This window comes from Deltaproteobacteria bacterium, from assembly GCA_016210045.1.
In the GTDB taxonomy this organism is placed as follows: Bacteria; UBA10199; UBA10199.
In genome coordinates this window covers 25,084-40,229 of record JACQUX010000024.1, presented here as the reverse complement: position 1 = coordinate 40,229, position 15,146 = coordinate 25,084, and the positions used below count along the sequence as shown (strand labels likewise).

The 15,146-nt window shown below is 61.5% G+C and carries 18 protein-coding genes; 6 read left to right on the top strand and 12 right to left on the bottom strand.

Annotation, left to right across the window (positions count from 1 at the left end; all coding sequences use genetic code 11):
* Window positions 1-38: 38 nt before the first annotated feature.
* Window positions 39-1,250 carry a hypothetical protein gene (locus HY696_07860; protein MBI4238314.1) on the bottom strand — a complete coding sequence of 404 codons (1,212 nt, stop codon included), beginning with the start codon at window positions 1,248-1,250 and terminating at the stop codon, window positions 39-41.
* A gap of 4 nt (window positions 1,251-1,254) precedes the next feature.
* Window positions 1,255-2,337 (bottom strand): hypothetical protein, encoded by a 1,083-nt coding sequence (locus HY696_07855; GenBank protein ID MBI4238313.1) that lies wholly within the window; start codon window positions 2,335-2,337, stop codon window positions 1,255-1,257.
* A gap of 72 nt (window positions 2,338-2,409) precedes the next feature.
* On the opposite strand from HY696_07855, the gene HY696_07850 reads away from it, so the two are divergent.
* The 3 genes from HY696_07850 to HY696_07840 are packed head-to-tail and all read left to right on the top strand — an operon-like array spanning window position 2,410 to window position 3,420.
* Window positions 2,410-2,724: a DUF721 domain-containing protein gene (locus HY696_07850; protein MBI4238312.1), complete on the top strand. Its 315-nt coding sequence runs from the start codon at window positions 2,410-2,412 to the stop codon at window positions 2,722-2,724.
* A gap of 50 nt (window positions 2,725-2,774) precedes the next feature.
* Complete coding sequence (locus HY696_07845) at window positions 2,775-3,161, top strand: BrnT family toxin (GenBank protein ID MBI4238311.1); 387 nt, start codon at window positions 2,775-2,777, stop codon at window positions 3,159-3,161.
* The gene (locus tag HY696_07840; protein ID MBI4238310.1) at window positions 3,139-3,420 is read left to right on the top strand and encodes a BrnA antitoxin family protein; all 282 of its coding nucleotides are present in this window, start codon (window positions 3,139-3,141) and stop codon (window positions 3,418-3,420) included. The genes HY696_07845 and HY696_07840 overlap by 23 nt, the downstream gene beginning before the upstream one ends.
* Window positions 3,421-3,476: 56 nt before the next feature.
* Here the strand turns inward: HY696_07840 and HY696_07835 are convergent, their stop codons facing one another.
* From HY696_07835 to purD, 3 genes are read right to left on the bottom strand one after another with little or no spacing between them, the layout of a single operon-like run.
* Entirely contained in the window at window positions 3,477-4,175 is a 699-nt protein-coding gene (locus tag HY696_07835; protein MBI4238309.1) for a threonylcarbamoyl-AMP synthase, read from the bottom strand.
* A gap of 3 nt (window positions 4,176-4,178) precedes the next feature.
* Window positions 4,179-4,679, bottom strand: a complete 501-nt coding sequence (purE, locus tag HY696_07830) for a 5-(carboxyamino)imidazole ribonucleotide mutase (GenBank protein MBI4238308.1) — start codon at window positions 4,677-4,679, stop codon at window positions 4,179-4,181.
* 13 nt (window positions 4,680-4,692) lie between these two features.
* Entirely contained in the window at window positions 4,693-5,955 is a 1,263-nt protein-coding gene (gene purD, locus HY696_07825; GenBank protein ID MBI4238307.1) for a phosphoribosylamine--glycine ligase, read from the bottom strand.
* Between the two features lie 102 nt (window positions 5,956-6,057).
* Between purD and dksA the strand changes: the two genes are divergently transcribed.
* Window positions 6,058-6,423, top strand: a complete 366-nt coding sequence (gene dksA, locus HY696_07820) for an RNA polymerase-binding protein DksA (GenBank protein MBI4238306.1) — start codon at window positions 6,058-6,060, stop codon at window positions 6,421-6,423.
* 15 nt (window positions 6,424-6,438) lie between these two features.
* Here the strand turns inward: dksA and gcvP are convergent, their stop codons facing one another.
* The 6 genes from gcvP to rplM form a co-directional block, all read right to left on the bottom strand.
* The gene (gene gcvP / locus HY696_07815; protein ID MBI4238305.1) at window positions 6,439-9,276 is read right to left on the bottom strand and encodes an aminomethyl-transferring glycine dehydrogenase; all 2,838 of its coding nucleotides are present in this window, start codon (window positions 9,274-9,276) and stop codon (window positions 6,439-6,441) included.
* A gap of 144 nt (window positions 9,277-9,420) precedes the next feature.
* Window positions 9,421-9,810 (bottom strand): glycine cleavage system protein GcvH, encoded by a 390-nt coding sequence (gene gcvH / locus HY696_07810; protein ID MBI4238304.1) that lies wholly within the window; start codon window positions 9,808-9,810, stop codon window positions 9,421-9,423.
* Window positions 9,811-9,839: 29 nt separating this feature from the next.
* A complete protein-coding gene (gcvT, locus tag HY696_07805) occupies window positions 9,840-10,922 on the bottom strand; it encodes a glycine cleavage system aminomethyltransferase GcvT (GenBank protein MBI4238303.1) in 1,083 nt (360 codons plus the stop codon).
* Window positions 10,919-11,779 carry a bifunctional methylenetetrahydrofolate dehydrogenase/methenyltetrahydrofolate cyclohydrolase FolD gene (folD, locus tag HY696_07800; protein ID MBI4238302.1) on the bottom strand — a complete coding sequence of 287 codons (861 nt, stop codon included), beginning with the start codon at window positions 11,777-11,779 and terminating at the stop codon, window positions 10,919-10,921. Before folD ends, gcvT begins: the two co-directional genes overlap by 4 nt.
* 16 nt (window positions 11,780-11,795) lie before the next feature.
* Window positions 11,796-12,197, bottom strand: a complete 402-nt coding sequence (rpsI, locus tag HY696_07795; GenBank protein ID MBI4238301.1) for a 30S ribosomal protein S9 — start codon at window positions 12,195-12,197, stop codon at window positions 11,796-11,798.
* A gap of 28 nt (window positions 12,198-12,225) precedes the next feature.
* Window positions 12,226-12,654 carry a 50S ribosomal protein L13 gene (rplM, locus tag HY696_07790; GenBank protein ID MBI4238300.1) on the bottom strand — a complete coding sequence of 143 codons (429 nt, stop codon included), beginning with the start codon at window positions 12,652-12,654 and terminating at the stop codon, window positions 12,226-12,228.
* A gap of 106 nt (window positions 12,655-12,760) precedes the next feature.
* Between rplM and HY696_07785 the strand changes: the two genes are divergently transcribed.
* Window positions 12,761-13,348 carry a hypothetical protein gene (locus tag HY696_07785; protein MBI4238299.1) on the top strand — a complete coding sequence of 196 codons (588 nt, stop codon included), beginning with the start codon at window positions 12,761-12,763 and terminating at the stop codon, window positions 13,346-13,348.
* 15 nt (window positions 13,349-13,363) lie between these two features.
* Here the strand turns inward: HY696_07785 and HY696_07780 are convergent, their stop codons facing one another.
* Window positions 13,364-14,512, bottom strand: coding sequence for an aminotransferase class V-fold PLP-dependent enzyme (locus HY696_07780; GenBank protein ID MBI4238298.1), 1,149 nt, complete (start codon window positions 14,510-14,512; stop codon window positions 13,364-13,366).
* 235 nt (window positions 14,513-14,747) lie between these two features.
* On the opposite strand from HY696_07780, the gene HY696_07775 reads away from it, so the two are divergent.
* Window positions 14,748-15,140 (top strand): hypothetical protein, encoded by a 393-nt coding sequence (locus HY696_07775; protein ID MBI4238297.1) that lies wholly within the window; start codon window positions 14,748-14,750, stop codon window positions 15,138-15,140.
* The last annotated feature ends 6 nt before the right edge of the window (window positions 15,141-15,146 follow it).

Below are 15,146 nucleotides of genomic sequence, written 5' to 3'. Positions count from 1 at the left end.
CCCCACTCAAATGAAATGGGTTGTCGGCGCGGCGCGCTCTAGGGAGTGGGCTCTTGCAATCCGACGACCTGGAAGGCGTCGTCTTCCGTGGTTGCGACGACGAGTTGGAGTCGGCCGATGCGGTGGGTGTATTGGCCGGGGCCGGCGGATTGCCAGGGTCGACCATTCGATGGATCATGACCGAATGCCCGCCAAATGTTGGCGCGATGATCGCGATTGGCGGCATAGTCGGCTGCCAACGCGGCGAAGACGTCTTCGGTCATTTCGTAGGTGACTGGGAGCCCAGCGCCGCGAAGGTCTTCGGGACGGAGTTCCGGCGGCGGGTTTTTGATGAGCTGACGCAGCCGCAGAGAACCCACGGCTGCACCATGTGAGCGGGGTGGTGGCGGTTGCGGATCGGGGGAGGGCGGGCGCGATCCGGCGCGCGCGCGGCGTTGCAGGAGCGCTGTTTTCATGCCGTGGAGCTGGCGTCTGGCTGTTGTACAGTCTGCTTGTGCGGCACAGCGGCGGGCCTGGGTGACGATCTGATCGCCTGCAGGATCGTCAGCGACAAGACGCGCAATTTCGTCGACTAATCTATGTAACGTCTCCGTCTGTCGGCGCCGTTTTTCCTGTGCCCGCTCTGTTGCCCGTTCCTCTTCCAACACGGTTCGGAGTGCCTCCCCGAGGGCCTGCGCCATCCGACGACTGGGCGCCAACCGCGGCCAGCCGAAGCTGCCGCGCGTCGGCGTCGATCCGACGGTGGCGATCCACGCCGTGATTTGCTCTTCCGTCTCGCCGTTGGCGCGGCGCGTGCGCACTAACTGCTCCGCCTCGCCACGCCGCACCGCGCGCCGATCATGGTCCGCGATCCCGGCATGGATTCCGTGTGCGATACCCGCCAGACCTAAGTAGCATTCGGCGCCGAGCAGATAGCCCTCGTCGCCGCCCAATGACGCACCCGCGCCGGTGATGAGCAAGAATTTCAGCAACTCGCCGGCCACGTTCGCACTCGCGCGGAACCAGCGCATTGGTCGCCAACGGTCGGCGCGTTGGGCGATGACCGGCATGCCGGGGAGCGCGTGCATCCAGTCCGGTGCCTGTTCCGTCACGCGACGGCAGAGGCGCGCCCCCCGCGCAGTGCGAGCGAGGGCATGTGCACCCAAACGCGGGACCGTATACAGCAGCAGGCTTTGCCCATTCAGCACGGCATCGGCCATCCGACCGAAATAACCGCGAGTCAACAAATTGGAAGATGCCAAGTGCACCATACGTTTATTCGTCTCCCGGGAGCAGCCCAAAGACCGCGGCCCAGGCCGCGGCGCCCTGATCGTGTGCCATGCCGATGATGGCATGGCGACAGACGCGCCATCGGGCGGCTTTATGGCTTAAGCCCTGGGCGGCTGGATCCAGCAAGAAGTGGGCGCCGAGATGGGCGAGTTGACCGAACGGCCCGTGCACGAAGCGCTGGACTGTTTCCCCTTCTTCGATCACATCGCCCCGCGCGAAGACCTCCTGAAAAGTCTTGAGGCCGAGCCAGTGCGCGTACAGTTCGCCCTCCAGCCGGCCCAACGCGGTCGCTAGTGCAAGAGATGGCGGTTCGTCGCTGAAGAAGACCCAGAGCCCGAAGCCATTTTCCCACGAGAGTCCGGTCCGTGCGCTCCGGTGGCGCGCGAGTTCGTAGGCCCGCGAATCGTGGACCATGCGGAGGACTTCTTCCAAGCGCGACCGGGCCGTTTCGAGGTGCCGCGTCATCTTTTGGCGCGAGGTCGTGTCCTCGGCGACGAGGTCGGCCACGGCAATGGCCGCGGCTCGGGTCGTGCTGAAGAGACTCGCCCAGTCGTTGGCGATGGACGTGTCGAGAATGCCGTATTTTGTCGATAGGGTTTCGGCCAAATCGATGAGATAATCAACCGAATCGCGCACACTCGGGTCGAGCGCCGCGGCGTCGGCACGCAGCTGTGCAATTTCCTCACGATAGGTCTCGTTCGACGTTGCACCGAGGGCGGAGGACGCGCTGCTTTGCAGGGCTTGTTCCGTTTGTATGGCCTGCGTGATCGTTTCCTGGATCTGCCGGTCGAGCGATGCGACATCCTCCGGTTGCAGCTGCATCCGTTTGCCGACGATCTCGGTGGCCATCCGAAACAGGGCGGGCGCTTCGATGCGGTCGAGGCGTCCGTCGCGCAAGATCGCTGCGACCCGCGCCTGCAGCGCCGGCGCTCGGAGGTCGATGTCTTTCGGGCCGGCGGCCGAGTCGGCGTATTGCACCATTGTGCGCGTGAGGGCGACGAGCAACGGTTTCAATGCCGGCCGCGCGATACGAATGCTCAATGGCGTTGTCGCTAAGGGATCGCCCATACGGTTCTGATCCGGTTATCGACGGATGGCGGAAAAAGTTGCGTGGTCCCTAATCTCCCATTACAAGGGGGTATGCCATTAGTCCGCAAGTCCCATCCGACCTCGGTCGGGGAGTTATTAGCCGGGCTCTTTCAACAACGTCCCGAATACGCCGCCAAGGCGCGTCAGTACCGGATTTGGGAGCTTTGGCCGCGCGTTGTTGGCGAGTCAATCGCCCGCAACGCCACGCCGATCCGGATGCAAGATACTACGCTTCTTGTGGGCGTCCGTGACTCCGTCTGGCTACAAGAACTCACCATGCTCCGCCCCCAACTGCTCGCCAAGATCCATACCCTCGTGGACCCCGCCCTCGTCACCGAAATCCGCGTCATCTTGACGCGGGAGTGATGCTGAGCAGATGCTGTCGCTCTTGATTGTCGTTTTCTTCTGAATGTTCAATGCATTGGCGCATTTTATTGAAAGTGTCGAGTTTGTTCGACGTTTATTGTGTCGTTGACAGCTATATATTGTTATTATATACAACAGCCGTGCTGCTGCGCGGGCTCAAAGGCTTTGATTGGGATGTGGGCAATCGCACCAAGAACGAGAAGAAGCATGGTGTGACGAGTATCGAATGTGAGGAGATTTTTTTTAATCGGCCGTTGATCATGGCGAAGGCGCAACTTGTAGCGCGAGAGGAACGCTTCGCGGCGCTGGGTAGGACCCATGGGGGGCGGTTACTCTTTGTCGTGTTGACGATTCGCAAGGACCGGATTCGGGTGATCAGTGCTCGACCGATGAGCCGGAAGGAGCGGAAGCTATATGAAAAAGAAGTCAAAACTTGAACCACTCCCCCATTTCCGCAATGAGACAGAAGAATGGAATTTCTGGCAGACTCATGACTCGACAGACTACATTGATTACGCCAAAGAAAACCGTGCGACGATTGAGTTCGATCCGTCGGTCGAAGCGCCGGTGAAATTAATTTCCATCCGTTTACCCAGAGATCTCCTGAATAAAGTTCGTGCCATGGCGGCTAAACTCGATGTCCCTTACCAATCGTATATCAAGATGATCCTGGCAGAAAAAGTCGGCGTGAGTTGAGCGCTTATTCGTCCCTGTCGGGGCACGGGTCTCGTCCCTCAATCTGGACGTTCTGCTCATGTTGGCTCACTCGGTGTGTCAGGCGCCGGTAGTTCGCTCGGTGCCCCTTCTTGAAAGCACTCGGTGACTTCCGCTGCGCCGATCGCGCCGTCGCGGACGATGGCCATCGTGTCGTCGGCCAAGTCGACGACTGTGGAGCCGCGGATGCTTTGGCATTCGCCGCCGTCGATGATGCAGTCGAGGCCGCGCGGGAAATATTTTTGGATATGTCGCGCATTCAATGACGGCGGATAGCCGGAGCGATTGGCCGACGTGGTGGTGATCGGCCGTCCGTAGGCGTGGACGAGCGCCGCAGCGATTGGATGCGGCGAGATGCGAACGCCAATCTTGCCGGTATTCGTCGTGAGGTTGCGCGACACGGCTGCGGAGGCCGGAAGACAGAGCGTCAGCGGTCCGGGCCAAAAGCGGGTCATCAGTGTGCGGGCCGTTTCGCCGATGTTAGTGACGCAGGCCTCCAACATCGCCAGATCGGCCACTAACAGCGCGATCGGCAGACTTGGGTCGCGGCGTTTTAATTCATACAGTCGTTTGATTGCGCGCTCGTTTTGGAAATCGACGCCGAGGCCGTAAAAAGTTTCGGTCGGATACGCGACGACATGGCCGCGCCGCAAATGCTCTACCGCGATCGCGATCCGGGCCGGATCGGGATGTGTCGGATCGAGCTGCAATAACTCCGTGGTCGGTCCGTAGCTCATGATTTATGAATTTCGCAGTGCCGCATCTTTTTTGTCCACTTCAGCCGCGAGGTCCGTGCGGTATTGGGTCAGTGCGGCGGCGAGTTGCGGATCGCTCAATGCGAGGATCTGGACAGCGAGGTGAGCCGCGTTTTTGGCGCCGGCCACACCGATGGTGACCGTCGCGACCGGAATCCCGGCCGGCATTTGCCCCATCGCCAGCAGCGCATCGACGCCTTGCAGTGCCGACACGGCGAGCGGCACGCCGATCACCGGGAGTGTGGTCTGCGCCGCGACGACGCCAGCCAAGTGGGCCGCGTAGCCCGCCGCCGCGATGATGACTTGCACGCCGCGCGCCCGCGCCCCTTTGGCGTATGCCGTGGTTTTGTCCGGCGCGCGATGGGCCGAGCTGATCACCAGTTCGTGGGCCACGTGGAAAAGTTCCAGCACCGCTGCCGCCTCGCGCATCGTCGGCACATCGGAGTCGGAACCCATTACAATGCTGACTCGCGGGACTGTTGTCATGATGTCCTCTTTATTATGTTAAAGTGTTTGCGCGTGCGGCGCCAATGTCTCGTCGATACTGCATCCCGTTCCACGTAATGTGCTGAATGGCTGCATATGCACTACGGCGCGCGGCGGCCAAGTCGTGGCCGAGCGCGGTCACACCTAATACGCGACCGCCGCCGGTGCGATACGTGTCCCCGCGACGCTCCGTGCCCGCGTGGAATACAGTGACATCTGCCGACTGTGGCGTGTCCAATCCGTGGATGATGTCGCCGGTGCGCACGTCGCTCGGGTATCCGGCGGCCGCCATGACGACACAGACGCTGCTGCGCCGATCCCATTGCAATGTCGGTGTGCCGAGCCGCGCCTCTGTGGCCGCGACCAAGAGCGGCACCAGGTCGGTTTGCAATCGTGGCAGGATTGCTTGGGTCTCCGGATCCCCGAGGCGGACGTTGAATTCCAAGGCATACGGGTTCCCGTCGACGATCATTAATCCGGCATAGAGGAAGCCGGTGAACGGCCGTCCTTCTGCGATCAGGCCGTGCAGTGTCGGCTCGATCACACAGCGCCGCACCCGCTCGAGCAGCGTCGGCGTGGCGAGCCCGACCGGTGAGTACGCGCCCATGCCACCGGTATTAGGGCCGGTGTCCCCGTCGCCGAGCCGTTTGTGGTCTTGTGCGGGCGCGAGCAGCACGTAATCGCTGCCGGAGGCGATCGCGATGCAGGAGAGTTCTTCTCCGACCAGGCATTCTTCGATCAGGATCGCTTGTGTGTCTGCGCTCCGAAACCACTGTTGCAGCGTGGCTTCGACGTCGGGCCACTGTGTGGCGATGACGACACCTTTGCCGGCTGCGAGTCCGTCTTGCTTTAACACAAGCGGGAGTGGCTGTGACCGGGCGTGAGCGATGGCGTCGTCATAGGTCGTCGCAACGGCTGCGCGCGCGGTGGGGATGCCGTGTCGTTGCAGGAAGGTCTTGGTGGCGACTTTGCTGGCCTCGAGTTGTGCCGACGCCCGCGTCGGTCCAAAAATTGGAAGCTTTTCCGCAGTAAAGTGGTCGACGATTCCCGCTGCGAGCGGGGCCTCGGGCCCTACGACGGTCAAATCGAATCGTTCGTGGCGGGCTGCGTCGGCGAGTCCGGCAATGTCCGTTGCAGCAAGGGGGAGACATGTGGCGAGTTCGGCAATGCCGCCGTTTCCCGGCGCACAATACAGCGCCGTCACCAGCGGACTCCGCCGCAGTGCCCGACAGATGGCATGTTCCCGGCCGCCGCCGCCGATTACGAGAATGCGCATGGAGGGCCTGGTAGCAGGGGGGATGGGGAGGGGTCAAGGGGGACCAGAATGCGCAAAAACGGATTGACAATTTTCGCCACTCAGGAAAAGAGTACCCCCCTCATGAATAAAAAAGAGATCAAACGTTTTCACGAGCTCCTCTTAGAACGACGCCGCCAAATTATGGAGGCGGTCGACCAAACGCGGGAAGAAGGGCTCGGTATCGATCCCGACGACCTTCCCGACGAAGTCGACCAAGCCTCGACGGAAGCGGGCCAAGCCATGCAACTCCGGTTGCGGGATCGGGAGAACGTGCTCCTCAAGAAAATCGAAAAGGCGATCAAGAAGATCGACGCCGGCGAATTCGGGGTTTGCGAGTCGTGCGGTGAAGAGATCGGGATGAAACGCCTCGAAGCCCGTCCCGTCAGCGAACTCTGCATTCGCTGCAAAGAAGAACAAGAGCGCCTTGAGCGCTCCTACGCAGATTAACTCAAGCACTTACTTCTATCCCTGGCATGTACAAATGAAGTGCCGATCTCCGTGCGGATTATTGATCCGGGAGACGGCCGGCCAGAATTTGCGTTCTTGCACCCATGGCAGTGGATACGCGGCCTGTTGGCGGGAATAGGCATGCGGCCAGGCGTCGGCGGTGACCATCGCCGCGGTGTGCGGCGCGTGTTTGAGCGGATTGTCGGCGCGATCGAGCGTTCCTTGGGCAATGGCGTGGGCCTCCGCGTGGATGGCGATCATGGCCTCGCAGAAGCGGTCGAGTTCTTCCTTCGATTCGCTCTCAGTCGGTTCGACCATCAGCGTGCCGGCGATCGGCCAGGACATGGTGGGGGCGTGGAAGCCGAAATCCATGAGCCGTTTCGCAATATTGTCGACTTCAATCCCGGCCAGTCCCTTCAGCGGGCGGACGTCGAGGATGCATTCGTGTGCGACGCGGCCGTTGCGTCCAGTGAAGAGGATCGGAAAGTAAGGCGCGAGTCGCGCGGCGATGTAGTTCGCGTTGAGAATGGCGATCTCGGTGGCGCGAGTGAGACCGGCGCCGCCCATCATCCGAATGTAGGTATACGAGATCGGCAGGATGCCGGCGCTGCCCCAAGGGGCTGCGGCGACGGCGCCGATGGCGAGTTCGCCGCCGGTTGCGACGACTGGATGACCGGGGAGGAACGGCGCCAAATGCGTGGCCACGGCGATCGGGCCGACGCCGGGCCCGCCTCCACCATGCGGAATGCAAAAGGTCTTATGTAAGTTCAGATGACAGACATCCGCCCCCAATTCCGCCGGTTTGCTTAAACCGACGAGCGCATTCAGATTCGCGCCATCCAGGTAGACTTGGCCGCCGTGGCGATGCACGATCGCGCAGAGTTCTTGAATGCCTTCTTCGAAGACGCCATGCGTGGACGGGTACGTGACCATCAGCGCGGCGAGCCGATCGGCGTGCGCCGCCGCCTTGGCGCGCAAGTCTTCCACGTCGATGTCGCCATCAGCGCGACAGGCGACCGTGACGATCTGCATCCCGGCCATCGTGGCGCTGGCGGGATTGGTGCCGTGCGCGGAATCGGGGATCAGACAGACGTTGCGTGTCGCGGCGCCGCGCTGTTGGTGATACGCGCGGATGACGAGCAATCCGGCGTATTCCCCTTGCGATCCGGCGTTCGGCTGCAGCGAGACGGCCGCAAATCCGGTGATATCGCGGATTAGCTGTTCGAAGTGGGTGATGAGTTGCTGATATCCGGCGGCCTGTTCGCGCGGCGCGAACGGGTGGAGTTGGCTGAATTCCGGCCACGTGATCGGCAGCATCTCGGCCGCAGCGTTCAGTTTCATCGTGCAGGAGCCGAGCGGGATCATGGATGTGGTGAGGGAGAGATCGCGTGACTCCAGGCGTTTAATGTAGCGCACCATTTCCGTTTCGGAATGGTACCGCTGAAAGACCGGCTGCGTCAGGTAGGTCGTGGTACGGCGCAGCGTAGTGGGGATGTGGTCGTCCGTCGTTGGCGTGTCCCGGGTCCCGGTCGGGGCCCGACCTCCGTTGAAGATTGCGATCAGTTCAGCAACGTCCTGTTCCGTTGTGGTCTCGTCGAGACTCACCGCGATTCCGGTGTCGAGGCGGCGCACATTGATTTGTCGTGCGGCGGCGGCGGCGTAAATGGTCTGGGCTTGGGCCTCGGGGCAGCTGATGTGTAGCGTGTCGAAAAAATGTTCCGTGGTGAGTTGCAGGCCGCAACGTTTTGCGCCGGCCGCCAATTGCGCAGTGCGTGCATGGATTCGGTCGGCAATCGCGCGCAGGCCCTTTGGACCGTGATAGACGGCGTACATGCTCGCCATCACGGCGAGCAGGACTTGGGCGGTGCAGATGTTGCTCGTCGCCTTGGCGCGGCGGATATGTTGCTCCCGCGTTTGCAATGCGAGCCGCAGCGCCGGTTGGCCCTGACTGTCGATGGAGATGCCGACCAAGCGCCCCGGCAATAAGCGTTTGAATGGCTCCCGCACCGCCATGAAGGCCGCGTGCGGTCCGCCGTAGCCCATCGGGACGCCGAAGCGTTGCGCGCTGCCGATCGCGATGTCGGCGCCGAGTTCTCCCGGTGGGGTGAGGAGGGTGCACGCCAGCAAGTCGGTGGCCAGCGTGACCAGTGCGCCCGCCGCATGGGCGCGTTCGATGAACGGGCGATAGTCGAGAATCGCGCCGTCGGTGGTTGGATATTGCAACAACACGCCGCAGACGGCTGTCTTGAAATCGTAGTGTTCGTGATCGCCGACGATCACTTCGATCCCCAGCGCTTGGGTCCGAGTCTTGATGACGGCGATAGTTTGCGGATGACACCGCGAGGAGACGAAATAGGCGCGTGTGTCCCGTGTCGATGCGTTGAGCGAGAGCGTCATCGCCTCGGCCGCCGCCGTGGCTTCATCGAGTAACGACGCATTGGCCACGGGGAGGGCAGTGAGGTCGCTCACCAGCGTTTGAAAATTCAGCAGTGCCTCTAATCGGCCCTGCGCGATCTCGGCCTGATACGGCGTGTACTGCGTGTACCACCCCGGGTTTTCTAAAATGTTGCGCTGAATCACGGCCGGCGTGATGCACGCGTGGTAGCCCATGCCGAGATAGGATCGCCAGAGTTGATTCTGTAGCGCCAGTCCGCGCACGGCCTGCAGTGCCTCATGTTCGCTCAACGCGGGTCCGCACGCCAATGGCTGCGTGGTGCGAATTGACGCGGGCACGGTGGCGTCGATCAATTGGTCAAGGGCGGTATACCCGAGCACGGCGAGCATGGCCGACTGCGCCTCGGCCGATGGGCCGATATGGCGTTGGAGAAAATCACTCATTGGGGGACCTCGCATAATACCCCACCTGCGTCGTTGCCCGGCAAGCCGCGATCCTCACGTACTACCATGTACGCTCCGGTCGCGGCTTGCCGGGCGCCTAGCATCTGGGGCATTCTTCAAGGTCCCCAACAAATGGCATTGTTAACGGTCCCTATTGGATTATTCACTCTCTTCCGCGACGAATGCGGCGTACTGGGTGGGGGTCAGGAGTTCGTCGACTTCATCGAGGTTGGAGAGTTCGACTTTCATCATCCAGGCCTCGCCATAGCAATCGGTGTTGATAGTTTCGGGACTTTCTTTCAGCGCGACATTGATTTCAGTGACCTCGCCACTGAGCGGTGCGTAGACGTCACTGACGGCCTTGACTGATTCAACGACACCGGCGGTATCGCCTTTGGACATCCCTTCGCCTTCCTCCGGGAGTTCGACGTAGACGACGTCGCCGAGTTGGTCCTGCGCATAGTCGGTGATCCCGACCGTCGCGATTTTTCCTTCCACGCGGACCCATTCATGTTCTTTGGTGTAGCGAAGATCTTCCGGGATTTGCATACGGCTCGCTCCTTCACTTATGACAACGGTTACGTTGCGGGTGTGACGAATGGTGTCGCGACAATTTCTGCTTGGCGTTCCTTGCCACGGATGTCAACGGAAACTTTGGTTCCGACCGCGCTGTGCTGGATGCCCATCATCGCGAGTGCGATCCCTTTCTTGAGCAATGGGGACATGGTGCCGCTGGTGACGAAGCCGATCGGTTTGCCGCCGACTAACACGGTGTACCCGTCGCGTGGGATGCCCGGATCGACCATCTGTAAGCCGACCAGCGTGCGATTGATACCGGCCGCGCGTTGTTTCAACAGCGCCTCGCGTCCGAAGAAGTCGCCTTTTTCCATTTTGACGACCCAATCCAGCCGGGTTTCGAACGGGGTCGTTTTGTCGGTGATCTCGTGGCCGTGCAGCGGATACGCCATTTCGACGCGGAGCGTGTCGCGCGCGGCCAATCCGCACGGCATCAGGCCGTGCGCGCCGCCGACCTCCAGCAGGGTTTGCCACAGCGTGCCGGCATCGGCGGAGCGACAAAAGAGTTCGAATCCGGGCGATCCAGTGTACCCAGTGCGCGCGATCGTGACTGCGACGCTGCCGATATGGGCCTCGGCGCAATGAAAGCGCCGCAGGTCGGCCAACGAAATTTCGGTGAGCGGTTGGAGGATTGCGGCCGCAGCCGGTCCTTGTAATGCGAGCAATGCGGTCTCGCGGCTGCGATTGACGACATCGGCGTGGTTGGTGTTGTGCGCCAGTACCCAGTGCCAATCTTTTTCCAAATTGCCGGCGTTCACGACCATTAGGAATTGTTCCGGGCCTTGGCGGTACACGATGATGTCGTCGACGATGCCGCCTTGTTCATTGAGGATCAGCGAATAGTGGGCTTGGCCGGGCGCCAGCCGGGCCACGTCGTTGGTGGTGAGATATTGCAGCAACGCCAGCGCTTGTGGACCGGCGAACGAAAATTCTCCCATATGGCTGACGTCGAACAACCCGGCCCGTTGACGCACGGCCAGATGTTCCGCGACGACGCCGGAATATTGGACCGGCATCTCCCAACCCGCGAATTCGACCATGCGGCCATTGAGTTGCAGATGATGATGATAGAGTGGCGTTTTCATTTGGGCTCGTTTCTGCGTGCGCTTTGCGCGGCGAGCCATACCGTATTTTGTAATAACATCGCAATAGTCATCGGACCGACGCCGCCGGGAACCGGAGAGCAATGACTCGCGAACCCGGCGACCGCCGGCTCGACATCGCCGACAATCCGACCCTCCGGGGTGCGATTAATGCCGACATCGATCACGACTGCGCCCGGCTTGACCCAATCCGCGTGGACAAAATGCGGCTTGCCGATCGCGGCCACGAGCAGATCCGCGCGACGGACATGGCTCGGCAGATCGGCGGTGCGCGAGTGACACCACGTGACCGTGGCGTGCGCGGCCAGCAGCATCAGTCCCATCGGTTTGCCGACGATCGCACTGCGCCCCAACACCACGGCTTCGCGCCCGGCCGGGTCATAGCCGATATGCGCGAGCATCTGCATCACGCCGAGCGGCGTGCACGGTCGTGGTCCCGGCAGTCCCAGCGCCAGCCGCCCCATATTGGTTGGGTGAAAACCGTCCGCGTCTTTTTCGGGTGCGATCGCCTCCAGCACCCGTTGGGCATTGATATGTGCCGGCAGCGGCTGTTGCACGAGGATGCCATGCACCTGCGGATCGGCGTTGAGCGTGGCCACGAGTTGCAACAATGCCGCTTCGCTGGTGGTCGCCGGCAAGTCGTGTTGCAAATTGGCGATGCCCGCTTGCGCGCACGCGCGCGTCTTGTTGCGCACGTAAATGGCGGACGCGGGATCGTTGCCGACCAAGATCACGGCCAGCCCCGGCGTGATGTCGTCGGTCTGGAGCGCCTCGACGGACCGCCGCACTTGCTCCACTTTTTGCAGTGCGAGCGCTTTGCCGTCGATGAGTTTGCCCATGATGGCGACGGTTAGTTTAGCGTTTGGAGTATTGGAAGCTCTTCCGGGCCTTCTTATGGCCGTATTTCTTCCGTTCCTTGATGCGCGCGTCGCGGGTCAGGAGGCCGGCAACGCGGAGGGATTTTTTCAATTCGCCGCTGTATTCCACTAACGCGCGGGCGATCCCGTGACGCAGCGCTTCGGCTTGTCCGGTGATGCCGCCGCCATCGACGAGTGCATGGACGTCGAATTTGCCCAACATGTTCGTGACAGTAAACGGCTGACGCGCAATGATCGGCAAGGTGCTGCGCCCGAAGTATTCTTCCAACGCCCGGGCATTCACTACAAAACTTCCGGTACCCGGCCGCAGTCGAATGCGAGCAATCGCTTCCTTCCGTTTACCGGTGGCCACATATTCTTCGATCCGTGCTTTTGCCATGATCAGGGTCCTTACGAGTGTGAGTGAATTACGCCGCCGCCGGCGTGCCGAGCTGCGCCGCGTGCGGATGTTCCGCCGTGGCGTAGATCTTCAACTTGCCTAACAACTGCCGTCCTAGCGTGCTCCGCGGCAACATCCCTTTGACGGCGTGACGCAGGACTTCTTCCGGCGTCTTGGCCATCACTTCTTTGGCCGTCCGCTTGCGCAAGCCGCCGAAATAGCCGCTGTGGTGGTAGTACATCTTTTGCGTCAGCTTCTGGCCGGTCAGCCTCAGCTTCGCCGCATTGACGGCGACGACGAAATCGCCAGTGTCGGCATGCGGAGTAAAAGTCGGTTTATGTTTCCCGCGCAGCAAAATGGCAATTCGATTGGCCACGCGCCCGAGCGCTTGCTCCGAACAATCGATGAGCTGCCAACTGTGCTCTAGCGAGGCCCCTTGAAAGAGTGGTGTCTTCATTGAGGCGCGGGAGTTAGCCGCGTCGCCAGTGAAAGTCAACGGAATTTCGAGAAGATCAAGATGGGGATTGCACGTTCTGCGACGTACGTGTTACAGTATCCTTCTCATGGGGGGGATGGGGGATCTCACACCAGCAGTCGATGGCTTAGGCCTCGGTGCCAGACCGGAGGCTGGGCCGCGGCCGGTCAGCAAGCCTGACCGTCGGGATTTTTATCATATTGTCGAATACTTCCGCGAGTGTCGCAACAAACAGCCGGCCATCGAAGGATATCTTCACTTCGCCCAACGCTATTTTCAGACCGTCGCGGTCTTTGCCGTGCATCGTCACCGTTTGATCCAATGTGTCGGTGGGGTCGGTCCCAATTTGGCCGGGGAAATAGCGATGGCGCAGGTCATTCCGCTGGAAGACGTCAGTCTGATTCGACGCTGCCTCGAGACCCTCAGCCCGTATCGGGGTGGGGTGCCGGTCGGCGATGACGACAAGCGGGTGATGCGTTCCTTCCTCCGGGAACTCCCCGACGAATGTTGGATCTATCCGGCTGCGATCGGCGACTTCGCCGACATCATCTATTACGCCGAACGTCCGATCGGCGACACCGGCCACGCCACGGACCACCTCGAGTTCGTGATCGGGAAGACCGTGCTCTCGCTGCGTCGCTTGCTGATCGAACAACTCCTGCTACAAATGCCGTAAACGAAAACTGCGGAGTCAGTGGGTGCAACTTGCTCGGCGGCTTTGGACGACTTGCGTGATGATCTCTATCGCTTGGTCGATTTCGGCGTCGGTGGTGTAGCGACAGAGACTGAGGCGCAACGTCCCGGCGAGCGCGGCAGGGCTGAGGTGCATGGCGGTGAGGACGTGGGAGGGTTCGGTCGAACCCGCGCGGCACGCGGAGCCGGTGGAGGCACAGAGACCGCGTTCGCTGAGGCCCAAAATCAGACCTTCGCCGTCGACGCCGGGAAAGCTGATATTCAGCGTGTTGGGGACTCGTTGGTCCACGGCGCCGTTGCGCTGTGCGCCGGGGATGCAAGTCAAGAGTTCATGTTCTAAGCGATCTCGCAACGCGCGGACTCGAGCGGTACAGATGTCGAGACTGTGCTTGGCTAACGTGGCGGCTTGCCCAAGTCCGACGATTTGTGGAACGCCTTCGGTCCCGGCGCGGCGTCCATATTCCTGACTTCCGCCGCGGATCAGCGGTTGAAACGGCGTGCCGCGGCGGACATAGAGGGCGCCGATTCCTTTCGGGCCGTGGAACTTGTGTGCGGAGATCGCCAGTGTCGACACCGGCACCCTCGCCACGTCGATCGGCAGTTTGCCGACTGCTTGGACGGCGTCGACGTGGAGCGGGATGCCGCGCGCCGCGAGCCATTCGGCAATCGCGGGGATCGGAAAATAGACGCCGGTCTCGTTATTGGCCCACATGATCGTGGCGAACGCGGTGTCGGGACGTAGCGCCGCAGCGACTGTTTCCACGGTCAACGTGCCGTCGCGCGCGACGGGGAGGTACGTCAGCGTGTATCCCTCCCGTTCCAGCGCACGGCACGATTGCAGCACCGCGGAATGTTCCACGGCCGTCGTAATGATGTGACGTTTGTTGGGGTCGGCCGCGGCTAATGCGCGGATCGCGGTGTTGTCGGACTCCGTGCCGCCGCTCGTGAAGCAGATTTCGGATGCCCGCGCAGCCCCCAACAGCGCCGCGCAGGCCTCTCGGGCCCGGTCGATGGCGAGGCCCGCGTCCCGCCCGAACGCATGCAGGCTGGATGGATTTCCCCACTGTTCACGCAGGAACGGCAGCATCGCGTCGATGACTTCCGGTGGCGGCGGCGTCGTGGCGTTGTGATCGAGATAGATCATCATGTGGCGTGCCTTATGTGGTGTCGATGGACCTGTCAATTTGAGATTCCACCCGGTGATTCCCGATTTGAGAGCGGGTCGGCGACGGTGCGCCATTTCAACTGACCGTTTCCGTTGGGAGTTTTTTGCAATGGCTGCGGTGATCCCGTGGCACAGCTCCTGCAATTTCATTCCGTCAGGTAGCGCGCGGTGTCAACGGTTTGGCTCGAGGCGCGCGGCGGTAGTGATGGGGGCTGGCATGCCAGGAACGGACGACCCACGATATCGGCGTTATGAAGTTGGGATGCAATCGACCGAGCCGCTCCCGCCGGTCGAAGTCGCCGGGATCGTCGGAGGGGTGGCGCGCCGCGTCCCAGGGCCCGATGGCCGTCCGGCCGACAGCATGTTGGCCGTCTATAAAGACCGCTTTACGTATACCTTTATTATTGATGCGGAAGTCGCCTCGATCCACTTCGACCAACGCCGCCACGAGATCTTCTTCCGCGGGCATAACGTCCAATTTATGACCCTGACGCCGTCGCAGCGCCAGGCCCTGCACGACCTCTGTGAGGTCTTAGTGGCCGATCGCGAGGCCCGGCGGCTCCTCCCCGCCTACCGCGAAACTTTGGCCTCCCACTTGGCCGATAAGTAATGTGGG